Origin of the sequence: Lederbergia citrisecunda, assembly GCF_018343695.1 — a bacterium.
GTDB classification, from domain to species: domain Bacteria; phylum Bacillota; class Bacilli; order Bacillales; family Bacillaceae_C; genus Lederbergia; species Lederbergia citrisecunda.
Genome location: NZ_JAGYPJ010000001.1, coordinates 2,371,567 through 2,395,208, shown reverse-complemented (window position 1 = coordinate 2,395,208; position 23,642 = coordinate 2,371,567). Strand labels below are relative to the sequence as shown.

General features: G+C 37.6%; 23 protein-coding genes and 1 riboswitch. Of the genes, 17 read left to right on the top strand and 6 right to left on the bottom strand.

Going from position 1 to position 23,642, the window contains the following annotated elements:
• Nucleotides 1-157: 157 nt before the first annotated feature.
• The 11 genes from cccB (at nt 158) to KHA93_RS12015 (ending at nt 12,833) form a co-directional block, all read left to right on the top strand.
• Nucleotides 158-487 carry a cytochrome c551 gene (gene cccB, locus KHA93_RS12065; protein ID WP_213110957.1) on the top strand — a complete coding sequence of 110 codons (330 nt, stop codon included), beginning with the start codon at nt 158-160 and terminating at the stop codon, nt 485-487.
• A gap of 218 nt (nt 488-705) precedes the next feature.
• On the top strand, nt 706-897 hold the full coding sequence (locus KHA93_RS12060) for a hypothetical protein (RefSeq protein WP_213110956.1): 192 nt from the start codon (nt 706-708) through the stop codon (nt 895-897).
• Between the two features lie 635 nt (nt 898-1,532).
• Nucleotides 1,533-2,219: a cell division ATP-binding protein FtsE gene (gene ftsE / locus KHA93_RS12055; RefSeq protein ID WP_213110955.1), complete on the top strand. Its 687-nt coding sequence runs from the start codon at nt 1,533-1,535 to the stop codon at nt 2,217-2,219.
• On the top strand, nt 2,209-3,096 hold the full coding sequence (ftsX, locus tag KHA93_RS12050; protein ID WP_213110954.1) for a permease-like cell division protein FtsX: 888 nt from the start codon (nt 2,209-2,211) through the stop codon (nt 3,094-3,096). The genes ftsE and ftsX overlap by 11 nt, the downstream gene beginning before the upstream one ends.
• A 68-nt stretch (nt 3,097-3,164) precedes the next feature.
• Nucleotides 3,165-4,511, top strand: a complete 1,347-nt coding sequence (locus tag KHA93_RS12045) for a murein hydrolase activator EnvC family protein (protein ID WP_233711135.1) — start codon at nt 3,165-3,167, stop codon at nt 4,509-4,511.
• A 364-nt stretch (nt 4,512-4,875) separates the two neighbouring features.
• Nucleotides 4,876-6,330 (top strand): cardiolipin synthase, encoded by a 1,455-nt coding sequence (cls, locus tag KHA93_RS12040; RefSeq protein ID WP_213110953.1) that lies wholly within the window; start codon nt 4,876-4,878, stop codon nt 6,328-6,330.
• Between the two features lie 26 nt (nt 6,331-6,356).
• Nucleotides 6,357-7,004, top strand: a complete 648-nt coding sequence (locus KHA93_RS12035) for a hypothetical protein (protein ID WP_213110952.1) — start codon at nt 6,357-6,359, stop codon at nt 7,002-7,004.
• Complete coding sequence (locus KHA93_RS12030) at nt 6,997-7,602, top strand: redoxin domain-containing protein (RefSeq protein WP_213110951.1); 606 nt, start codon at nt 6,997-6,999, stop codon at nt 7,600-7,602. The genes KHA93_RS12035 and KHA93_RS12030 overlap by 8 nt, the downstream gene beginning before the upstream one ends.
• Nucleotides 7,603-7,702: 100 nt before the next feature.
• A riboswitch (SAM riboswitch) is annotated at nt 7,703-7,816 on the top strand.
• Nucleotides 7,817-7,927: 111 nt separating this feature from the next.
• Nucleotides 7,928-9,226 (top strand): O-acetylhomoserine aminocarboxypropyltransferase/cysteine synthase family protein, encoded by a 1,299-nt coding sequence (locus KHA93_RS12025; RefSeq protein ID WP_213110950.1) that lies wholly within the window; start codon nt 7,928-7,930, stop codon nt 9,224-9,226.
• Nucleotides 9,227-9,970: 744 nt separating this feature from the next.
• Nucleotides 9,971-11,422 carry a S41 family peptidase gene (locus tag KHA93_RS12020; protein ID WP_213110949.1) on the top strand — a complete coding sequence of 484 codons (1,452 nt, stop codon included), beginning with the start codon at nt 9,971-9,973 and terminating at the stop codon, nt 11,420-11,422.
• Nucleotides 11,423-11,633: 211 nt separating this feature from the next.
• The gene (locus tag KHA93_RS12015; RefSeq protein ID WP_213110948.1) at nt 11,634-12,833 is read left to right on the top strand and encodes a PDZ domain-containing protein; all 1,200 of its coding nucleotides are present in this window, start codon (nt 11,634-11,636) and stop codon (nt 12,831-12,833) included.
• A 140-nt stretch (nt 12,834-12,973) separates the two neighbouring features.
• Here the strand turns inward: KHA93_RS12015 and KHA93_RS12010 are convergent, their stop codons facing one another.
• Nucleotides 12,974-13,609 (bottom strand): carboxymuconolactone decarboxylase family protein, encoded by a 636-nt coding sequence (locus KHA93_RS12010; RefSeq protein WP_213110947.1) that lies wholly within the window; start codon nt 13,607-13,609, stop codon nt 12,974-12,976.
• Between the two features lie 353 nt (nt 13,610-13,962).
• On the opposite strand from KHA93_RS12010, the gene KHA93_RS12005 reads away from it, so the two are divergent.
• Together KHA93_RS12005 and KHA93_RS12000 are read left to right on the top strand one after the other, a co-directional pair.
• The gene (locus tag KHA93_RS12005) at nt 13,963-14,463 is read left to right on the top strand and encodes a hypothetical protein (protein WP_213110946.1); all 501 of its coding nucleotides are present in this window, start codon (nt 13,963-13,965) and stop codon (nt 14,461-14,463) included.
• A gap of 23 nt (nt 14,464-14,486) precedes the next feature.
• Entirely contained in the window at nt 14,487-14,996 is a 510-nt protein-coding gene (locus KHA93_RS12000) for a hypothetical protein (RefSeq protein WP_213110945.1), read from the top strand.
• Nucleotides 14,997-15,038: 42 nt separating this feature from the next.
• Here the strand turns inward: KHA93_RS12000 and KHA93_RS11995 are convergent, their stop codons facing one another.
• The 4 genes from KHA93_RS11995 to KHA93_RS11980 all read right to left on the bottom strand — a co-directional run bounded on the left by KHA93_RS11995 (nt 15,039) and on the right by KHA93_RS11980 (nt 20,898).
• On the bottom strand, nt 15,039-17,063 hold the full coding sequence (locus KHA93_RS11995; RefSeq protein ID WP_213110944.1) for a S9 family peptidase: 2,025 nt from the start codon (nt 17,061-17,063) through the stop codon (nt 15,039-15,041).
• A 214-nt stretch (nt 17,064-17,277) separates the two neighbouring features.
• Nucleotides 17,278-18,402: a Ger(x)C family spore germination protein gene (locus KHA93_RS11990; RefSeq protein ID WP_213110943.1), complete on the bottom strand. Its 1,125-nt coding sequence runs from the start codon at nt 18,400-18,402 to the stop codon at nt 17,278-17,280.
• A complete protein-coding gene (locus KHA93_RS11985; protein ID WP_213110942.1) occupies nt 18,399-19,493 on the bottom strand; it encodes a GerAB/ArcD/ProY family transporter in 1,095 nt (364 codons plus the stop codon). Before KHA93_RS11985 ends, KHA93_RS11990 begins: the two co-directional genes overlap by 4 nt.
• The gene (locus KHA93_RS11980; RefSeq protein WP_349772282.1) at nt 19,483-20,898 is read right to left on the bottom strand and encodes a spore germination protein; all 1,416 of its coding nucleotides are present in this window, start codon (nt 20,896-20,898) and stop codon (nt 19,483-19,485) included. The genes KHA93_RS11985 and KHA93_RS11980 overlap by 11 nt, the downstream gene beginning before the upstream one ends.
• Before the next feature lie 422 nt (nt 20,899-21,320).
• On the opposite strand from KHA93_RS11980, the gene KHA93_RS11975 reads away from it, so the two are divergent.
• Together KHA93_RS11975 and KHA93_RS11970 are read left to right on the top strand one after the other, a co-directional pair.
• A complete protein-coding gene (locus tag KHA93_RS11975) occupies nt 21,321-21,992 on the top strand; it encodes a DsbA family protein (protein ID WP_213110940.1) in 672 nt (223 codons plus the stop codon).
• On the top strand, nt 21,985-22,428 hold the full coding sequence (locus KHA93_RS11970) for a disulfide oxidoreductase (protein WP_213110939.1): 444 nt from the start codon (nt 21,985-21,987) through the stop codon (nt 22,426-22,428). The genes KHA93_RS11975 and KHA93_RS11970 overlap by 8 nt, the downstream gene beginning before the upstream one ends.
• 279 nt (nt 22,429-22,707) lie before the next feature.
• Here the strand turns inward: KHA93_RS11970 and KHA93_RS11965 are convergent, their stop codons facing one another.
• Nucleotides 22,708-22,920 carry a hypothetical protein gene (locus KHA93_RS11965; protein ID WP_213110938.1) on the bottom strand — a complete coding sequence of 71 codons (213 nt, stop codon included), beginning with the start codon at nt 22,918-22,920 and terminating at the stop codon, nt 22,708-22,710.
• A 152-nt stretch (nt 22,921-23,072) separates the two neighbouring features.
• Here KHA93_RS11965 and KHA93_RS11960 point away from each other — a divergent pair, with 152 nt between their 5' ends.
• Both KHA93_RS11960 and copZ read left to right on the top strand, forming a co-directional pair.
• Nucleotides 23,073-23,414 carry a metal-sensitive transcriptional regulator gene (locus KHA93_RS11960; RefSeq protein WP_213110937.1) on the top strand — a complete coding sequence of 114 codons (342 nt, stop codon included), beginning with the start codon at nt 23,073-23,075 and terminating at the stop codon, nt 23,412-23,414.
• A gap of 14 nt (nt 23,415-23,428) precedes the next feature.
• On the top strand, nt 23,429-23,638 hold the full coding sequence (gene copZ / locus KHA93_RS11955; RefSeq protein WP_213110936.1) for a copper chaperone CopZ: 210 nt from the start codon (nt 23,429-23,431) through the stop codon (nt 23,636-23,638).
• Nucleotides 23,639-23,642: the final 4 nt, after the last annotated feature.

The following is a 23,642-nucleotide window of genomic DNA, read 5'->3' as shown; positions in this document are numbered from 1 at the left end:
TCACATATTAGCTACAAATGAGGGAAAGCTATACTGTATAAGGGTTCTCTGCAAATTTTTCCAATAATATATATGTTTGTAGGGTGCTTAATTCGTTTTAAATCAGTGGATTGTTGGTATACTAAAATTACGCTAGATATGGAAAGGAGTATGTATTTTGAAGAAAAAAATAATTGGTTTGTTTATGGGAATTACGCTGGCTCTTGGCCTTGCTGCTTGTGGCGCCGGAAATAATGCGAATAATAATAATAATGCTGGTGGAACGGCTACAAATGATGCTGAAGCGATCGTAAAGAAAAACTGTATTTCATGTCATGGAGATAATCTAGAAGGGCGAAATGGTCCAGCCTTAGATCACATCGGTGCTCAGCTTTCAAAGGACGATATTTTGAAGACGATTCAAGAAGGTAGACCAGGTATGCCAGGTAACCTAATTAAAGGCGATGATGCAGATAAAGTTGCTACCTGGTTGTCAGAGAAAAAATAATGCTAAAGGATGCGCTAATAAAATACAGTCGCATCCTTTTTTATTAAACCGCACTCACCTTAACCGAATTCGAATCCGTTAAATCAGTGTCATTCAATAAAATCAATGGTACATTCGCAAAACTAAAATCTCCGTTTTCCTCACCAAATCCTTGATTTTGCTTATTGGCCAGAAAAGTATCAATATGCTGGTTAGGTGCAACAAATGGCAGGGAAGTAATGCCGAAAGAAATTTCGGATCAAATAAAAGAGGATATGAAAGGGATAAAAAAGGAGTTTGGAGTCGGAGCAGAAGCAGAAGAGTCCTCAAGCCACAATAAAGGTAAAGAATCTTCAGATACGGACGAGTCTTTACAAGAACATGAAACCTTTACAGAAATTCCGATTGAAGTAATAACTGAAGATGAGTAAAAGCAAAACATGAAAACAACTTCATGTTTTGTTTTTTTATCGTTTACTAGGAAATTATAAATTGGAACTTGGTGGATAACTCATAAGAAGATAGTTCCCGTCTAGCTTCAGCGCCAGCCCCTCGAGGTCAAATGTTCTGAGGCAATAAAGTCAAAGAGCGACTTTTTTGCCTCAGAACATTTGCTTGTCGGGGCTGATCGGGCGCCTTCCGCTTTTCGTGGCTCACCGTGTTTCCTTTATCTCGTCACAACCCTAAAGAGGAACGTCGACGTTGCCACATCCTGTGGGCCTGTACGCCGCTGAACAGGCGCTTGCGCTTTTGTTCTTTTAGATACAGAACGAATGACCTAGTGATATAAAACTACAAAAATGGTAAAATTAAGTAGAAAAACGACAAATTTGAAATGAAACTGTAATATAATTATCCCTTAACATATTAATATCTGATGTTATAATAGGTTTGGGTTCATTTTTCGCCAGCAAGCGACAGAACGCAGCGGTTTTTTTCGCTCAAATAAAATATTCGCGAGAAAACAGAAAAACTACTAAAATAAACCAACTTTTTTTCATATTGGCAAAATCCGTAGTAGGACAATTTGGCTATTGGACAAGAGGGTTAGGAACCAGGTGATGACATGATTGAAATGCAGGATGTAATAAAAAAATACTCGAATGGCATCGTTGCCGCTAATGGATTGAACATCCGCATTAACCAAGGTGAATTTATTTATGTCGTTGGACCTAGCGGTGCGGGAAAATCTACCTTTATCAAGATGATGTATAGGGAAGAAAAACCTACATCAGGAACAATTACCGTGAATGGCGTCGATTTAACGAAACTTAAAAATCGACATGTCCCGTTTTTGCGTAGAAATATTGGTGTTGTATTTCAAGACTTTAGGCTTCTTCCAACACTTACAGTTTTTGAAAATGTAGCCTTTGCTCTTGAAGTAATAGAACAACGTCCTAAAGATATTAAAAAAAGGGTGATGGACGTTTTAGCAATGGTTGGATTAAAGCACAAAGTTCGTATGCTACCAACAGAACTTTCTGGTGGAGAGCAGCAACGCGTCTCAATTGCGAGATCAATCGTCAATAATCCAAAACTTGTTATTGCGGACGAGCCTACTGGTAACTTAGATCCGGATACTTCATGGGATATTATGAATCTATTAAAGGAAATTAACATGAAGGGCACTACGATTATTATGGCTACTCATAATAAAGAGATTGTAAACACAATTAAACATAGAGTTGTTGCGATTGAAAGCGGAAGAATTGTCCGCGATGAACAGCGGGGGGAATACGGATATGAAAGCTAGAACCCTTCGACGGCATCTGAGAGAAAGCTTCAAAAGTCTACGTCGAAATGGCTGGATGACGTTTGCCTCAGTAAGTGCTGTTACCGTTACATTATTATTAGTTGGGGTTTTCTTCGTCATTTTGATGAATATGAATAAGTTTGCTACTGATCTTGAAAAAGATGTAGAAATCAGAACTCATGTAGAACTGACTGCATCAAAAGAAGATGAAGAAAAATTAGGACAGAAGATCGAAAAATTGGATTTAGTCGAATCGGTAAAATTCTCTTCTAAGGAAGATGAACTGAATCATTTAATAAAAACAATGGGGAAAGAATGGAACTTTATAGAAAATCAGGAAAATCCCCTTCACGATGTATTTGTCGTAAAAACGAAGAAACCTACGGATACTCCGATCGTTGCAGAACAAATTCGCAAAATGGAATTTGTTTACTCAGCTGAGTACGGCGAGAAGAAAGTTGAGAATTTGTTTAAAGTTTTAAAAACAAGTCGAAACATCGGCTTAGTCCTTATCATTGGATTGTTATTTACAGCCATGTTCCTAATCTCAAATACGATTAAAATTACTATTTTCGCTAGACGACGTGAAATTGAAATAATGAAACTAGTAGGTGCGACAAACTGGTTTATACGATGGCCATTTCTTTTTGAAGGAATCTGGCTTGGAATTCTAGGTTCCATCATACCAATTGGCATTGTTGCGACTGGTTATTACTACGCTTACGACTTTATGCAAATGAGAATTCCGCGACAATTGGTTCAACCGCTGGATTATACACCTTTCGTTTATGAAGTTAGCCTACTCATGCTTCTGATTGGAATAATCATTGGCGGCTGGGGCAGTTTCATCTCTGTAAGAAGATTCTTGAAAGTGTGAAACTATTATCATTGTACAGAAGCTCTATTAAAAAGAGTGAATGTGAGAGGGAGAAAGGGGAACTATTCTTGAAGAGACGTTCGTTACTTTCCATGACACTAGCGGTAACAGTAGGGTTTGGGGGCCTTTTGACAAGTGTCCAAGGCGTATCTGCCGCTACATTAAATGATTTGCAAGAAGAGCAATCAGATGTCATAAATAAAAGATCAAATATTAATCAGTCTATAGTGGAAAAAGACCATGAAATTTCAGATATTAGTGATCGCCAAAGTGAGTTAGAGGCTGAGATGAAGCAGCTTGAACGACAAATATCCGATACCGATCAAAAAATTACTGAAAAGCAAAACCAAATAGAAGAAACGAAGGCAGAAATTGAAAAGCTTAAGAAAGAAATTAAAGATTTAAAGACTCGGATTAAAAAAAGAAATGACTTACTTCTTGAACGTGCTCGAAACATTCAACAGAATGGCGGGTCCATCAAATTTATTGATGTTCTCCTCGGTGCAGAGAGTTTCGGTGACTTTATCGATCGTATTTCAGTTATATCGACACTAGTGAACGCCGATAAGGAAATTATAGAAGAACAAAAAGCAGATCAAGCAATGCTAGAAGCGAATCAGCAAAAAGTAGAAAAAGAGCTTGCTAGTTTAAATGACATGCTTAAAGAATTAGAAAGTTTGAAAGCTGATTTGAAAAATCAAAATGCTAAAAAAGCTCAAATTATGAAAGAATTAGCTGCTCAGAAGAAGCATCTCGAAAGTGAAAAAATGTCTATGGAAGAAGAAGCCGAATTATTGAAAGCTCAAGAAGTTGCTCTTCAGAAAGCCATAACGCTAGAAAAAGATAGAATTGCAGAAGAAAAGCGGATAGCTGCCGAAGCTGCCCGAAAAGCAGAAGAAGAACGCAAAGCTCGAGAAGCTGCCGAATCAGCTAATAATAATAATAATAATAATAGTGGGACAAGTGGACAAGAAAGTAATAGTGGTTCTAACAATGTTTCAAAACCGCCAGTCTCATCTGGATTGTTCTCAAGACCAGCGGTTGGATACATATCTTCAGGTTTCGGAGGCCGTTGGGGTGCTATGCATGCTGGTGTAGATATTGCTGCATCCGGTCCAGTTCCAATTGTAGCCGCAGCAAATGGAGTTGTAAGTAGATCGTACACTTCTTCCAGTTATGGTAATGTTGTTTTTGTTGTGCATCATTTAAATGGACAAACATATGAGACTGTTTATGCTCATATGAGAAGCAGAAGTGTCAGCGAGGGTCAAGTCGTATCAAAAGGCCAGCAGTTAGGCGTGATGGGGAATACTGGACATTCATATGGACAGCATCTACATTTTGAACTCCACGTAGGTCTTTGGAATATGTCTAAATCTAATGCCGTTGACCCACGTAGATATATCAGTTTTTAAACGATGAAAAACCGCATCCAATAGGGTGCGGTTTTTTATGTTTTTAAAGAAAGATCAGTTTTTAATATTCGGCAATTCGACTTGCGCTGTCCAGCCCAAGAATAGCAAACTTCTCGTCATTTTCCTAAGATAAGTCAGCTTCGATTCGTCTAGTATAGCTCCTATATCGCAATCGGGGCCGAAAAAGAAATACGATCCTGTGCCAACGTCAGCAGACTCTCGTCCATTAACCTGTACGTCGATGAGCAAGCCGCTTGCGCTTTTCTATGTATTGCAAAGGTTCATTTAGTACTTTCATATTGGTAAATATGCTAAAATATAGGAAATTGACTTAGACTAGATTACTGGATGCGAGGGGCTATATATGACGATTACGTCAATCATGGCTGTTTTGTTAAGTATTTTCCTTCTATTAAATATTGTTTTGGCTGGTTTTGTTGTATTTCTCGAAAGACGGGATGCTGGAGCGACATGGGCTTGGTTATTAGTTTTATTTTTTATTCCTGTCGCAGGTTTCGTGCTCTATTTAATTTTTGGACAAAATTTAAGCCGAAGGAAAATTTTCGAATGGAAAGACACTAACAAGATTGGGATTATGGAGATAACGAAATATCAAATAGAGTTATTGCAAAAAGGGGAGTTTGTGTTTAACGATAATAGAACCTCCCGATACCAAGATTTGATTTATATGTTACTTGTTAATGATCGGGCTGTACTGACACAAGATAATCATGTTGAAATTTTTACTGATGGTGAACATAAATTTCAATCTTTATTAGATGATATAAAAAACGCGAAGGAACATATACATATTGTTTATTATATTATTCGTAATGATAGGTTAGGTAAAGAACTTCTACATACCCTCACGAAAAAGGCGAAAGAGGGAGTCGAGGTTAAAGTGTTATACGATGCGATGGGCTCAAGGCGCCTTCCAAAGAAGTTTTTCAGGCCATTAATTGAGGCTGGAGGAAAGGTAAGTGCCTTTTTCCCAGCCATCTTGCCGCACCTGAATTTGCAGGTTAATTTTAGAAATCACCGGAAACTTGCCATTATTGATGGGGAAATTGGATATATTGGCGGTTTCAATATCGGAGACGAATATTTAGGGTTAAATAAAAGATTTGGTTATTGGCGCGACACCCATTTGAAGATTAGTGGGAAAGCCGTATATGCGATGCAGACACGGTTTATTTTAGATTGGAATCAAGCTTCCGCTACAAAAATTCGTTATGAGGATCGACTTTTTCCTGAGCTCGAACCACTCGGAGCGACGGATGTTCAAATTGTTTCAAGCGGCCCAGATTCGGAGTGGGAGCAGATTAAATTTGGAATGATAAAATTAATTTCATCGGCAAAGAAATACATTTATATTCAAACACCGTATTTTATTCCCGATACAAGTGTGCTCGATGCCATAAAAATAGCTGCTCTATCCGGGGTAGATGTTCGACTGATGATTCCGAATAAACCTGATCACGCATTTGTTTACTGGGCAACTTTGTCAAATGTGGGGGAACTTTTAAAGACAGGCGCAAAAGTATACATATATGAAAAAGGCTTTATACACGCCAAAACGATGGTGGCTGATGGGAAAATTGCTACAGTCGGAACAGCGAATATCGATGTTCGAAGCTTTCGCCTAAACTTTGAAGTGAATGCATTTTTATACGATGAAGTTTTAGTTAGGAAGCTAGTTGATATTTATAAAGATGATATGGAACATTCACGGGAGTTAACCATAGAAGAATATCATAATCGTTCACTCATAATACGTTTCAAAGAATCTCTCTCACGCCTCCTTTCTCCAATACTATAATTGATTAGGTTTATCAATGTACGACTTTGTTTAAAGTTAGAAAAGTGAGTTGGTATAAATTGACTTGGTATACGATTGGAACTTTATCTTTCCCTGCCTCTTGGGTCTCCATACTATCTGCTTTTATTCTGGCTGGAGTTTTTTTATCGCTTCGAAAACGAAAAGATACAGCTAATTGGTATGGGAATGTTGTCTTTACTTTTATTATTACGTGGAAGTTAAGTGTAATTCTATTTCAATTCAAAATGATCTTAGCAAATCCGCTCTCCATTCTTTATTTTAATGGAGGAATAAAAGGTTTTTGGCTGGGAGTAGCCACGGCTATTGTGTATACATATTTTTACGTGAAGAATAATGAGGTAAGGATAGAAGAATTTGTTCAGGCTTGGCTCTTATTCATCGTTATAAACGAAGTAGTTTCCTCATATGTATCACACGTAACGATTATGTGGCAACTCGTCCATCTATTAATCGGAACATTAGTTATCATTTTATCCCTATTGAAGGAAAAACAGTTGATTTGGCAACTTCAAATCTTAGTTTTATACATTGGAGTACTAGCTTTCTTTTATTCTATGCAAAATCAATTACTAACATTGCCGATCGCTACATATGTTATAATCGCAATGATATTAAGCATACTAGCAAAAATAAGGAGGCCGAAACGTGACTAAGAAAATCTTTGGTTTAACGCTAGTTGCTTTACTTGCATGTGTTTTAATCGTAAATATTATTCAGGATGCCCGCGCAAAGAAAGAGGATATTGCATTACAAGAACAATATTATATTGATTCTCCTAATGATGTAGAAGGCATGGAGGAGTACAATGAGGGTGTAACGGAAGGGGATATTCCTCCCGATTTTGAGCTTATGACGCTTGATGGTGAAAAGATTAGGTTGTCTGATTTTAATGGAAAAAAAGTCATATTGAACTTTTGGGCAACTTGGTGTCCTCCATGTAGAGCGGAAATGCCGCATATGGAGAATTTTTATAAAAAAAATGCTGAGAAATTAAATGTAGAAATCATTGCAGTAAATCTAACAGCTAATGAAAAAGGCGGGAATGGACCTGAAAAGGTAAAGAAATTCATCGAAGACTATGGGCTCACTTTTCATGTTCCATTGGATGAAGAGGGAGAAGTTGGTGACAAGTATAGAATTATTCCAATTCCTACGAGTTTTTTGATTGGTACGAATGGGGTTATCCAAAAGAAGATTTTAGGACCAATGGATGAAGAAATGATGGAGAAATTGGTAAAGGATTTAAAGTGATTTCTTCAATAAACAAAAAATGTGTTGACTTTTTGATTAGCCTTCATATATACTAGTTTTCAAGAGTTTATAGAAAATTTAAAAATGAATATTAATATCACTCTTATCAAGAGCGGCGGAGGGAATAGGCCCTGCGATGCCCGGCAACCTTCAGATGTTTATATCTGAAAAGGTGCTAATTCCTACAAATCATTAGTGATTTGGTAGATAAGGGGAGGAAACTGATTATAAGCCCTCTTCTTATGGAAGAGGGTTTTTAGTTTTACAAGAGAACTTTTAAACCAAGTTTTCGAATCAACTAACTTTAAATTAGGAGGATGGAAAAATGAGTCAAGAAAATTACAAACAAGAAACGGTATTACTTCATGGAGGTCAAGTGCCTGATGAATCGGGCGCACGTGCAGTTCCAGTTTATAGAACAACTTCGTATGTTTTTGAAAATACAGAGCACGCACAAAAATTATTTGGCTTAGAAGTTACAGGAAATATTTATTCCCGTATTATGAACCCGACTGTAGATGTATTTGAAAAACGTGTTGCAGAACTTGAAGGTGGAACAGCTGCTGTTGCTTTATCATCCGGAATGGCGGCAATTGCCTTTTCAATTTTAAATATTGCTCGCGCAGGTGATGAAATTGTTGCTGCCACAGATTTATATGGTGGTACGTTTAATTTGTTCGCTGTTTCTCTACCGAAGTATGGTATAAATGTAAAGTTTGTTGATCCGAAAGATCCTGAGAATTTTAGAAAAGCCATTACTCCTAAAACGAAAGCTCTTTTCGCAGAAGTAATCGGAAACCCAAGCCTTCATATTCTTGATGTAGAAGCTGTTGCTAATATAGCTCATGAAAACGGCATTCCATTAATCGTTGACAGCACTTTCGCTACTCCTGTATTGAGCAGACCAATTGAGTTTGGTGCAGATATCGTTGTTCATTCCGCAACAAAATGGATTGGCGGTCATGGAACAGCAATCGGAGGAGTTGTAGTAGATAGCGGAAAGTTTGATTGGAATAATGAAAAGTTCCCTGATTTTATAGAGCCAGATCATACTTACCATGGAATCCGCTTTGGCATCGATGTTCCTGGAGCTGCGTTTGCGACAAAGCTTAGAGTTCAATTACTTCGTGATTTCGGACCTTGCTTAAGCCCTGACAATGCGTTTATTTTCTTACAAGGTCTAGAAACTCTACACCTTCGTATGGAAAAACACGTTGAAAATGCAAAGGCGGTCGCAAAATACTTACAAGAACACGATGCAGTAGAGTGGGTGTCATATCCAGGGTTGGAAGATCATCCATCCTATGAACTTTCGAAAAAATACTTCCCTAAAGGAGCGGGAGCGATCGTCGTATTCGGTATTAAAGGCGGTCGTGACGCAGGAAGAGCGACAATTGATAACGTGAAGCTATTCTCTCACGTCGCAAACGTTGGAGACGCCAAATCATTAATTATCCATCCGGCATCTACAACTCACCAACAGCTTAGCGCTGAAGAATTGAAATTGACGGGTGTAACAGAAGAATTAATCCGCTTGGCAGTCGGCCTAGAAGCGCTGGAAGATATCACTGGCGACCTTGAGCAAGCAATTGCAAAAGCAGTAGCTGCTACAACTGTAAAATAATTTTGTGATTGAAGAGGACTGAGACTCGTTTCTTAGTCCTTTTGTAATGGGGAAAGGGGCGTCGACTTAGTGCGGTTGATTCGGAAGAAGTGGTCCAATTAAAAGCGATAAATTGATAATGGACAAAGTTCGTATTGGATCAAGCATTTTGTCCAATAAGAGGTCCATAATGGACAAAGTTCGTAAGGGACTAAGCGTTTTGTCCAATAAGAGGTCTATAATGGACAAAGTTCGTAAGGGATTAAGCGTTTTGTCCAATAAGAGGTCTATAATAGACAAAATTCGCAAGGCAGGAAGCGTTTTTGTCCAATAAGAGGTTAATAATGGACAAAGTTCGTAAGGGATTAAGCGTTTTGTCCAATAAGAGGTCCATAATGGACAAAGTTCGTAAGGGACTAAGCATTTTGTCCAATAAGAGGTCTATAATGGACAAAGTTCGTAAGGGACTAAGCGTTTTGTCCAATAAGAGGTCTATAATAGACAAAATTCGCAAGGCAGGAAGCATTTTGTCCAATATAAGTTGTATCCTGGGTAAAGACCGGCCCTAGGTACTTGGTCTAATAGTGGGTATCATCGTATGATTCAAAATAGGAGTCAATCTCATCTTTGAAAAAATCGCACTTCATTTTTTCCTAGCCCATTAACACACGTTTCTTCACATAACTTGTCCTCTTGCTGCATAGGATGTATGGAAAAACTCTTGAGAATGCAGTGTCATTGCTTGAGCGGCGGAGGAGGAAAAACATGAAGAATAGATGGCTAGTCATCATTTCAATCTGCTCCTTATTATTGGGCGCGGCTGGTACATATGGTAGTTTATTATGGATATTGCCGCCGGGAACGATGGATTTTAGCAAGGAAAAAGTTGAATCGAACCAAGACGCAATAACTGAAAGAGAGAGAACCCAAGGGCTGAACAAAGTTGAGGATGCATTGGAATTAATTCAAAAATCTTATGTAGAAGATGTTAGTCAAGAACAACTTATACAAGGGGCTATTCAAGGAATGGTCGGCACTTTGCAGGATCCTTATTCTGTTTATATGGATGAAGATGCATCGGAAAGATTTAATGATAGTTTAGATTCCTCCTTCGACGGAATTGGAGCACAGATTGCGATTCAGGAAGGGAAGCTTATCATTATTTCACCAATTAAAAACTCACCTGCTGAAAAGGCTGGACTGAAAGCAAAAGATCAAATCATCAGCATTGATGGTCAATCAGTAGAAGGTCTTGATGTATATGAAGCATCCAAGAAAATTCGTGGAGAAAAAGGATCTATTGTAAAAATTGAAATCGTTAGAACTGGATTGTCGAAGCCTTTAAACGTAGAAATAACAAGAGATAAAGTGCCTGTATTAACCGTTTTTTCAGATTTGAAAAAAAGTTACGGAGAGAATATTGGATTCATTCAAATAACGTCATTTTCACAAGGAACAGCAAAAGATTTTTCAACACAGTTGCGGAAATTAGAGGAACAGAATATATCGGGACTCATCATTGATGTGCGCGGAAACCCTGGTGGGATGCTCTCGAGTGTGGAGGATATTTTGTTTCAAATAGTAACGGATTCGAAACCGTACGTACAAATTAAAGAGCGCTCAGGAAAGAAAAATCCATATTTTACTGGTTTAAAAGAGAAAAAATCGTATCCGATTACGGTCCTAATCGACGAAGGAAGTGCCTCGGCATCAGAAATATTGGCGGGTGCCTTACATGAAATCGAAGGCTATACGTTAGTTGGAAAGAAAACCTTTGGAAAAGGAACAGTACAACAGGCATTACCTTTAGATGACCGCAGCAATATTAAATTGACAATGTTTAAATGGTTAACTCCAAATGGGAATTGGATCCATGGAAAAGGAATAAAACCGACGATTGAAGTAGAACAACCTGCTTATTTTCATGCTCATTCTTTACAGCTAGAAGAAACTCTTGCCCATGATATGAATAACGAGAATGTGACGATTGCTCAAGAAATGCTGATGGCACTAGGTTATGGAACAGGAAGACAAGATGGATATTTTGACGAGCAAACTGAGAGAGCGGTTAAGGCGTTTCAATCAATTAAAAATATTCCCGTAACTGGTCGTATCGATGAAAAAACCGCATTGAAATTAGAAGAGGAAATCATCAGCGCCATTCAAGATGAAAAAAATGATTTACAATTACAAGTGGCATTAAAGACGTTTCGATAATAATTCATAATAAAATCAATGCCTAGACTTAACATTGTCAGCTCTACCGACTATTAACTAGCAAACTTCAGGTCCTTTTTCCTAAAAAGGATCTGAAGTTTGTCTGTCTAGGAACAAGGCACTTCCGCTTTTCTAAATTTATGTCCTTTTTTCCGGAAAGTTCTGATAGAATAGTAGGTAAGTATTTTTCCGAAAAAAAGGATGTGGGAGTATGGCGGAAATATGGTTGCTTGAAATCGCAAAGGGAATTGGTCGATTGTTTCTTCATCCGATCTTATACTTTTCAATTTTACTTGCTATAACCGCGGGGTATTTTAGAGTCAAAAGGGAGCGTCGAGATTTTCATGTGAGGGTTCATGGTCTTTTCCATGAATTACAGTCATTACTTCCAGCCGGATTCGCTGCGGGACTTATTTTATCATTACTGTTCGTTTCACTAGGTTTGACTATTCCATTTCCTATCATCGCATTTATTGCCATCTTGACATTAATATTAGGTTTGGTTGGGAATGCGAGGCTGTTATCTCCAGCTCTTACTATCGGGTTGGCATTGTTATTTTTATTTGTCGCCCATATATTTAGTTTTGAAATTCCTTATTTTAATAATTCATTAACATCTATAGATCCGAGTTTCTTCATGGGGACTGCAATTTTGCTAGGTATTCTCACAATTACTGAGGGAATACTCATGTTAAAAAATGGTCTAAAAGACGTATCTCCTAAACTAAGAAAAAGTAGAAGGGGATTAACAGTAGGAGCTCTCCAGACGAAGCGACTATGGCTATTGCCGTTCTTTCTTTTTCTTCCAAGTGGTCCCATTAATGCTCCGTTTGAGTGGTGGCCGGTTATTAATTGGGGAACAGAAAGCTATTCTTTCATTTTAGTTCCATTTCTATTAGGATTTCAGCAACAAATTCAAACGACACTGCCTGGAAATGTTGTAAAAAGGTTGGGTAAACATGTTCTTAGTCTCGGTATCGTCATTACTGCCATTGGCTCCGTCAGTTTTTTAATGCCGTATTATATCCCGGCAATCGCTGCTTTCTTAGCTATAATTGGAAGGCTATTAATTTCATATTTTCACAGGGTACGTGAAGGTTCTACATTATATTATTTCACACCAAAAAATAGTGGGATTATGGTATTGGATGTACTCCCGGAATCTCCTGCAGATAAAATGGGATTAAAAACGGGTGAGATTATTCAAACGTGCAACAATATAAAAGTACATAATAAACAGGATTTATATGAAGCATTATTAAAAAATCGTGCCTATTGCAAGCTTGAAGTTTTCGATAAAAATGGTGAGATTCGTCTCGTTCAACGTGCTCTTTACGAAGGAGATCATCATGAACTTGGTATTTTGTTTATAGAAAAAAGAGATATGTATATGCCCGAAAAGGCGGTTTGAAGTTATTATTCATAAATCATCTAGATTGTGATGAAGTTATCTTTCTATTACCTTTCAGGGCTAACGAGCTACTTTAACTTAAAGAGACCTTGTTAATAATAAAATTAAACCTCCTCAATATTTGAGGAGGTTTAATTTTATTATTCTTCATAGCATTCAATCATGTTGTCCAAATATGCATAGGCTCCTCCAGCAAGTAAAGCAGAAGTAACTAGAACAGCTTCAGAAAGTTCTTTATTAGTGGCTCCTGCTTTTACTGCATTTCTCGTATGGACATCAATGCAATAGGGGCATTGAGTTGCATGGGCTACCGCTACGGCAATTGTTTCCTTGAATTTCGCACTTAATGTTCCTGCTTTCGTTGAGGTGGCACTGAAATTAGAATAGCCTCGGAAACCTATATGAGCATTTTTACCAATGAAACTAAGTTGTTTTAAATTAGATCTTGCATAAAGGACATCCTCTGCTTCGGGATTCTGTGCATTTTGAATGTGGGTACTATGTGTTACCACTCCACCTGCTTCAATGCCTGATGCTACAAATGCTGCTTCGACAAGTTCTTCGAGTGAGGCACCTTCCTGTTTCGCTCTTTTTGTATAAGAATTAATCCAATAAGGGGATTGAATTACGTGAGCAATGGCTACGGCTATAATTTCTTTTTCTTTCTTAGTAAGGGCACCTTCCTGAAAAACAGCATCATTAAATTCGGTAAAGGCTTGTTCCTGTTCAGGGGCTAAGTCCTTCAGCTTATGTAAATGACGAAAGCCATTTGTCATATGAAAACATCCCTCTCTTATTTTTTTGTTATTATTCGCACATCTATTTGATTTTATCATTAAGACCCACATATACGATGGGATTTTACCATGATAAGACGCTTGTTCCTTGTTACGTGATCAAGTTTTATTAGTATTTAAACAAATGAATTCTTCACGTCTATGTATAAAACGAGAGTATTGTTGGCTTGATTAATAGCACAAATTAAAGTCTTTCAAAGACGAGGATTTAGAACGGAAATAATAATTTGGTCGGTAAGGTTCACTTTGTAGAGTTAATTTTTATATATATAAATAAGAAGCAATGGCACTTGCCCTTGCTTCTTAGCCAATATGTGTAAGGAGAAGATTAAATGAACTTTTCAGGAGTGAACTACAATGAGCAAGCTGCGTATCTTGATGCCATCTATGCTGCTTTAGAAAAAGGGATGGCTGCCAAAGAAGTAGTTTGCTCTATTACGACGGGTTTTCGAGCTGTCCCATCTATGAGAGCGGCACCTGGACTAAACCCATACCATGCGTCTGTAGCTGATATTGGCTATGGGTTTGATGCAGTTCAAGGAACGATTAATCGGATTCGTCATGGTGAATCTATATCACTTGTAAAAGAATTGCTAGTGTTCGACCTTGATACTCTGGGGATTAGTGTAAAACAATTAAGTCCTAATTTTGAACTGGCTGTAAAAAAAGCAAACCCTGATGTTTATCATCTGGTAGAGCAAAGCCGTTATTTAAATTATCAAATTGAATTAAGAATCAATGAAGCTATAAAACTTGGTCAGGCTTTGCTTGGACCTGAATGGGACTCTATACGTACACGAATCGAGAATATACAAGCAATCCCACGATTATAGGACAAAATAAAGGGGGAGAAAAAATGCCAGATACACTAGCTTTAACATTAAGTGAAGAGGAACAGAGACGATTACTGGATTGGTGGAGATCAATTGAAGAAGCCCATCAAATAGTAAAGCGATTAACATCCTTAGTAAGTGAACTCCGATTAAACAAAGACTCAAGTCATGCAGATGGGATGATTCTATTTTATCGGGCTGTGTCTGAAATTTCATATGGTTATGCAGGTGTTCGAGGAGGAGTTCGCCGTGCTTTCACAAAAGAATATAGTAAAGCACTTCAACTCAATATCGTAATGTGCCTTAGCTTTGTTCCTAAATTTTCCGTAGATGCGAAAGTTCTTCTTGAACGTGTAGCCAATCGTGTTACCGGACCAAGCGCTCTTCAATTGATCCAACGGATAAGAGAGACTTTAATGGAGAACGACGAAATAATAAATGAATTAGAGAGAAAAGCCCATAATGTGTTTGGAAAGGATAGCTTTAAAAAGATTCAAGAAAAAGTAATGCAGGACATGACTTTACCTATGTAACAAAGGACAAAAATAAGACATCCGCAAGTGGTCGGATGTTTTTTATTCAATTTCCGTAGGTGATAAATACCTTTGAAACCAGTCGAGAATATGTTCCAATCGAATCACTCGATGCCATGGATTTCCAGAACGTGATAGCTCATGAGTATCGTTAATAAAGCGAAGCATACGCACATTTCGTCCCTGAAACTTCAAGGCTGTATAAAATTGCTCTCCTTGTTCAATAGGAACCCGAAAATCCAGGGTGCTATGAATGATCAAGAGCGGAGTTCGTACATTTGCCACGTACTTGATTGGCGATTGCTCCATATATTTTTCAGGCAACACCCATGGCGGCCCTCCATAATTGTCGGCCTGTAAAAATCCTCCGTCAGACGTACCAAAAAAACTATATAGATTACTGATACCTCTCATGGAAACTGCAGCTCTAAAACGTTGGGTTTGAGTAACGATCCAGTTTGTCATATACCCTCCGTAGCTTCCGCCAGCAACACCAAGACGGTTAGGGTCAAGTGTTCCCTTCGAAAGAGCGTTGTCCATTGCAGCCATCAAATCCGCATAATCATAGTTTCCCCAATCTCCACGGATTGCTGCGACAAACTCTTGCCCATAGCCCATGCTCCCACGAGGGTTGGTGTAAACTACAGCAAAGCCATGCGCCGCCAGTAACTGAAATTCGAGAAAGAAGACGTATCCATACATGACCATTGGTCCACCGTGAATTTCTAGAATTGCTGGAATTCGATCTCCTGAAGGAACCCAACTAGGTGGATATAAAATCCACCCTTCGACTTCAGGACCATTTTTCGTTCTCGAGGTAAAACGGATGGGCTCGGAAATCTCGATACGACTGAGCAGATCCTCGTTTACTCTAGTGAGTCGCCGTTCGTTAGAAATCGTTGTTTGATCAAAGATGTCAGCAATCCAAATGTCATTTGGGAGTGTAGTTGTAGTAATAGCCATAGCTACCTGTAAAGTTTCTTTATGGATGTAAAAATTGTAGATGACTAAATTTCCATAGGTCATTTGGATAGCTTTATTATCTTGAATTGAAAAAAGCCAAAGATGAACCGCTCCTGCTTTACTTACGCATGTATAAATACTGTTGCCATCTGCAGTCCATGTTAAGCTTATCGTAGGTTCCTTATGACCACGGATGTCCCCAATAGATTTATCACCTATGGGATATGGGAAACCAGCAGTTAATTCCCAAGGTCCTCCCCCAGCTAAACGTACTAGCCAAATTCCTGAGTTCGTATAACTCCCATTTGATCGATCATGTCCAACATAAGCAATCATTTGTCCATCAGGCGACCATGCTGGATGGTCAGCAGGGCCTTGACTTCGAGTAAGCTTTCTTGTCTTTCCCCCTGCGGCTGAAATTACCCATATATCATTGATTAAAGCTAGGTCCAGCCGGTCAGGAGTCTTATTACCGGCAACTGCTATGTACTTCCCATCGGGAGACCAAGCCGGTGAAGAGTAGTTATAGTCGCCAAACGTAAGTTGCTTGAACTTGCCACGATCCGGACCTATAACAGGAATAGTGAATAGGTGCCAGTGTTTCCCGACCAAATAACCAGTCGTGTCCAATTTATACTCAAGATGATCAATGACGAGTACATTTTTTGAAAAACGTTGTCTTGGCGTATTAAGCTTCTCTTCAGGACCTTCAGGACCTACACGGACGACACAAGCAATGGTTTGGCTGTCCGGCGACCAAACAGGAATACCACCAACGTACGGAATATGAGAAAGCAACTCGGCCTCTCCACCCGAACTGGACATGACCCAAAGCTGAGGATGTCGCCGCCGAGTAGATACGAAAGCGAGCCATTTGCCGTCAGGCGACCAACGAGGTGCATAATCATGACCAGGACCAGAGGTGAATTGGCGTGGTTCTGTCTCACCAAAAGTGGGAACGATCCAGATGCGGCTGTTATATGAATTGGTAATCGGATCCATCCTTGTTTCTACATAGACAACATTCTTCCCGTCTGGAGAAATTTGTGGATCACTAGTGATTTTTAATGCAAAAAGATCTTCAGGAATTAGTGTTCTCTTCATTACAAATCATTCCTTATCGTTTTCTGCTTTTATATATTATTCGTTTTCTATCGAATTAGAAGTCAGTTTAGCCTTTCTCTGTTTTTTACCCTACTTTAGATACTTACCTCTAAATACTTCTGCGATTATATTCATTAATGTATTTTTAGATATAAAAAAACCTCATTCAAAATAGCCATTTTGAATGGGGTTTTTATACAAATCATTAAGATCTCTAATTAATAATCCCATGCTGGATGATTTCGGATGTAAATTCTACCTCTATCGGGATTTCCGGGTAGACTTTTTTCCAGTTTAGTGTTTTCCATGTTTCAAGGTGATGTGCCTTTACTCTTTGGCCAATACCAAGGGCATCACAATTAGCTTTTTGCATTTTCTCTACCGTGGTTTCTGCCAGTTCATTTAAATTTTTCTGGATCTTTATATTAAGTTTTTCAATTTTCTTTTTTTCATATAAATCGTCTTCAGGATATTCTTCAATAGATAAATTAACATTTATTTTCACTTTTGCTTTAACATTGCCATCTGTATCATCGATTTTAATTTTTCTTTTTATCTTTAGGACCTGAACGCTTACAAAGTTTATATCTTCTTTTTTATTATTATTGCTAACTTTAAAATTTAGTGGCAAGTTTTTCTTCTTGTTATCGGATAGGATTAGAAACATGCTCGATTCCTTCAAGCCCAACGTACCTGAAAATTTATCATCATCGAACATCGCCAATCCATTCAACCTTGCTTTATTTTCTTCTTTCTCTATAGTTAAATACGGCACAACAAAATCTTTTCCTTGCGATAAAATGATTGGAAAAATACCCTGTACATTTTCATTTTTTGTTATCCCACCTTGTTCAGACGTATGGAGCAATTGTGAATAATAGTCGCTAATTGTCATGGATTCACGCACTTTGATGGACAAGGCATCTTTAGCGTTTTCTTTAATAATAGCGACATTTGCATTCAATGGACCTCTTAAATCTCGATATGTCGAATCTAAAATAGAAAATATACCATGAGATGCAAGCTCTTTTCCCAGTAATATAACCTTTACTTTTGACATATCAAATTTCTCAGGAACTTTTCTCTCCATATGGACTTCTGCATCCCGTGCCGTGTCGCCTGATGCAGACAGAATCTCACTCACATGTGGAGGGGAGCTCTGATTTGGACCACTTAATGATGATAGAGGATGGGCAATTGTCGTCATTATTTTATTATCTAATTGATCATATCCGATTGCTAATATTAAGCTGCTATCCTTCAATAAACGCTGATCCCAACAACCGACAAGGATGGTGGAGAAAATAGTCATCCATATAAGGAGAATCCAATGTTTCATTTACTGTCCCTCCGTTCTTTCTTTTTAAAAATGAAGGAAATGAACAGAAAAATAATAGGAAGCACGAAAGCAAAAAAGATAACAAGTTTTTGATTGATCTTACCTAAGGCTTCAATATCGAATTTTCCTTCTGGAATAAGTGCAATCAAAAAACAAGCAATTGCAATAATATATGTGTAGTATTGATGACTTTTTGCATTCATGACAAAAGAAAGACCTATAGAAGAGACATATAGTAGACTCATTAATGTTGTAGCAACTAAAACGATCCACATAGATGTAAAGATCAAATCGGGCCGTTCGATGATATTAAATGAAAATGATTTAATTAAATATAAAACAGGCTCTGGGACAAGCTTCATTTCTTGGGGACTAAAAAACAGCAAACAAGTAAGGACGATAAACGAGTAAAAGAAGGTGACAAATACATTGGCAATCGTTGCAGCTTTTAAAACACTTTTACGATCCGCTTGTACAAATGGAAATAAAATCATTAATAATTCAAATCCTTGAAAAGAGGGAAACCCTGCACGAATTCCGTTTAAAATTCGAAGTAATCCTTGGCTCCCAATCGGAAGAACATAAGTTGCATTAGCAAATTTTAATGAGTATGCTGACATAAAGATAAATATAAGTAATGTAATGGATGCGAAAAAGAAGAATCGGCCTAATATTTTTAAGTTTTCTTTTGCGATATAAATGGCAGTTAATGTCATGAGTAATAACACTAACCATTTTGGTGTTAATGGAAGCATCCAAACCTTTATAACATATCCGTATTTTGCCAACACCATCACTGCTACGAGAAGAAAATAACCGGTATATAATAGCGTAATCAACTTGCCAATAAATTTCCCAAACAGTATTTGCAGCATCTCGAACAAATGACGAGTTGGAAATCGGCTCATTAAAACCCAAATCAATAGGATCATCACTTGCAGAATCGCTCCTGTTATTAAAACAGAAATCCAGCTATCTCCATTAGCCTTATTGAACATGTTATAAGGTAAAGAAACGATCCCTACTCCAATTTGGGCATGGATTAATACTAGCACAAGCTGAAATTGGGAAATATGCTGCTTACTTTTCATCTTTTTCCCATTCCCTTGACGGATTTTGCTTTCGCATTTTTTTAGGCTTAATATTCTTTTGGCGTTTATTTAACATCCAAATTGGAAAACGGACAACCGAGTCTTTCAAGTTTGGAACGTGTAATGGAGCTAACGGTGCAAGATAGGGTGTACCTAAAGATTCTAATTTACATAAATGGATCACTATAATCATTAGACAAAATACAATTCCTACGAATCCAATTGTTGCGGCTGCAATCATGAGCGGTAATGTTAATAGGCGGACTGTATTACTCATCTCGTATGATGGAATAGTGAATGACATAATAGCAGTTAATGCAATGACAATAACCATTACATTAGATACAAAGCCTGCATTCACAACTGATTCTCCAATAATTAAACCCCCTACGATACCAATCGTTTGTCCAATGGGCGTCGGAAGTCTAATTCCTGCTTCCCTAATTAGTTCAATCGTGACGGCCATGATTAGAGCTTCGATGAAAGGTGGATATGGAATGTTCTCGATAGATCCTTTTACGACGGTTATGACATCACTTGGAATAATTTCAAAATGAAAACTAACAATAGCTATATAAATTGATGGTAGAGTGATAGCTCCCCAAAAACTCAATATCCTTAATAGACGAAACAAAGAACCAGCAAAAAATCTAATATTAAAATCATCAGGAGTTTGAAAGAATGAAAAAAATGTGACAGGCAAAATTGAGACGTCAGAAGTTCCGTCAGATAAAATTGCTACTCTTCCCTCCATTAAATGCGCTTCAACACGATCAGGTCTCTCTGTATATAATATTTGTTGAAAAGGAGAGAATGGTTTATCTTCAATAAACTCCTCGAGAAAGCCCGGACTAAAAACCATGTCGGATGAGATGGAAATAATTCTGTTTTTAACCTCATCTACCATGGATGGATTTGCAATTCCTTCCATATAAACTATCGCTACACGAGTATTTGTCTCCCAACCGAGTTGAAAGTATTCTATTTTTAATTGGCGGTTACGTATTCTAGATCTAACTAAATTTAAATTAATATTAAGCCTCCCTACGAACCCTTCATGAGATCCGCGAACCACTTTTTCATTTTCGGGTTCTTCTGGAGAGCGTGAATTGATTTGTATTGTGTTAAATATATAAAATTCGGTTCCATTTTGTAGAAAAAGCACACTATTTCCTGCTAGAAGTGAGGTTGTAGCGATGTTTATATAATTACTTTTCGTAAACTCGGAACTTGTGATGAGCTCATCAATACTTTGAAAAGTGTTTACTTGAGAAAGTGGTATAAGAATACTTCTCTGGAGCTCCTCGGAATTCACCATTGTTTCCAAAAAGATAATGATGCCTGGAATTCCATTAAAAGTAATTTTGCGTGTTTTTAAATCATTTGTATCGTATAGGGCTTCCACTATGTAATGGAGATTTTCCTCTATGGTTGGAAAAATAAGTGTTTCCTTTTTGACACTGTTTCTTATGGTTCTTCTATTTTTTTTGAAAAAAGACATAGTCTTTCTCAACTCATCTCATTTAAGGTAATAGTCATTATTCAAAGTATCTGTTAAAAATTTCTTTCTTATTCAATAGCCTTTGTTAAAGCAAAGTGTTGATTTTTTGCCCATTTATTGATTGGAGCGTAAGTCACAAGATTCCTGCGATTAGAAATATATATAGCAGTTTACTTATCGACAAATAGGCCAATGGGATGTGGGGGTAAAAATCAATATACAAGTTTAGCAAAGGCTATTAAATGGGAAATCGTATTAATTTACATACGGCTAAGGGGTATGATACTATTAATGACATTAAAGTTACTTATGCGGAGAGATGCTAAATGAATAATAAAAAGATTGTATTGTTCACAGTCGTCATTTTTGCCATAATTGTGGCACTCGTATTAGTTGTCAATAATAAAGGTCAAGATAAGGATCAAGAAAAAGTCAGCCTTAATTCTTTAGAAAACCAACCGACATTAGGGAATGAGGATGCTCCTGTAACCATTGTGGAGTTTGGAGATTATAAATGCCCATCTTGTAAAGCATGGGGGGAAAGAGTTTTTCCAAAACTTCAAGAAGATTTTATCGATACTGGAAAAGCAAAGCTTACATATATTAACGTCCTTTTTCATGGGAATGAATCGGTCCTTGCAGCACTTGCCTCTGAATCAGTTTTCAAGCAAGATCCAGAAAACTTTTGGGCTTTTCATAAAGGAATTTATGATGCACAGCCTTCCAATCAAAATCACGATGAGGAATGGGTAACGACCGATACGCTTGTGGAGATTGCAAAAGCCTATGCTCCGAATATAGACTTTGACGAATTCAAAAAGGATATAAATGAAAAAGGTACGCTGGACGAAGTGATGATAGATGATAAGCTAGTGAAGGACGTAAATATTCAATTCACTCCGACAATCATTATTAACGGCGTGATGTTAGATGATCCTTTTGATTACGATGCAATTAAAGCTCAAATTGAAAAGAGCTTGGATAATAAAAATGAATAATTCTAAATCGTCCTTTTCATTTCAACAATTAGTCCTATATTTTGCTTGGATCGTATCAGTGGTTGCTACTCTAGGAAGTTTATATTTTAGTGAGATTAAAGGTTATATTCCTTGTGAACTTTGTTGGATTCAAAGAATATTTATGTATCCTCTCACAATCATTCTTGGCATTGCAGCTTTTTATAATGAAAGACATATTAAGAAATATGTTCTTCCGATATCCCTTATTGGGGGCACGATATCTTTATACCATTATTTAGTACAAAAAGTCCCTGGCTTCGCATCGATCAAGCCTTGTGTCCAGGGTGTGCCATGCAATGTTCAATACATCAACTGGTTTGGATTCATTACCATTCCATTTTTAGCGTTAACGGCTTTTACGATGATTAGCATTTTCATGATTCTCATGTTTCGACATGATCGCAAGGTGCGATAAGATATCACATCGTACAGAAGTAACTAGATCGGGGACATATAGTGGTTCATTGTAACCATGTACACAAAAAAGGTGTGCCTTATGCTTACAATGGCTGAATCAATGTACCCATAAGCGAAAATGTCATTCGTGTGGTCACAATGGATATATCGCCGTACATATTCAAGATAAAATAATAGAGACATTTCTATGAAAAAAGATACCATAGCCTACTGACCTATAAATAACAACGGAAAGTGATTCGAATCACTTTCCGTTCTTATAATTTCACATGTAATGTTAGTTTTCTTTTTCTGCTTTAGATTCGTTTTCTTGTTCTGCTACTCGAGGAGCCTCTGCAGGTCTACCCCAGAAGAATCCCCACGGATCTCTTACTGGCGGTGCTTCCCTTTCCCGTTCCCTATTATGCCGTTCGTCAATGACTTCAACATTTTGAGCATGGATGATTAAGTTTTCAACATGAATTTCTTTTGGCTTTTTCTCGTTTGACATCTCTACCCTCCTAGCTGTAACAATAATATTCGTTTTATCTTATTCAAAATTGATATATGTGTATAGGCGTTTCTATAGTTCATTTTTTTAAATAATTTCTTATTTGCATACCATATGGGGGTATGTTAATATATAAAAAAGGAGGCATATGAATGGCGCGCGATTTAGATCCTCAACAGCTCTCGGATGAGTCCTGCTGCGAATCAACAGAGATTCGGAAAAGTCATCATTCTGAAGAAGTGAAAAAAAACCTAGTTACGAGACTGAACCGAGTGGAAGGGCAGATCCGAGGGATAAAACGATTAATTGAAAATGATACTTACTGTGATGATGTGATTACGCAAATTTCTGCTACTCAAGCAGCGTTAAATAGTGTAGCAAAAATTTTGCTTGAAGGTCATATGAAAAATTGTGTCGTTGAAAGAATCCAAGAAGGAGATACGGATGTCTTAGACGAATTTCTTATAACAATACAAAAACTTATGAAGAAATAATAGGGGCTGATAATATGGAAAAAATTACGTTGCACGTTGAAGGAATGTCTTGTGGTCATTGTGTAAAAGCAGTGGAAGGAAGTGTTGGAAAACTTCAAGGCGTTTCCAATGTTAAAGTAAATCTCGAAGGTGGAACAGTTGAAGTAGATTTTAACAATCAGCAAGTTAGTGTAGATGAAATCAAAGAATCGATTGATGATCAAGGGTATGAGGTAAAATCGTAAAGGA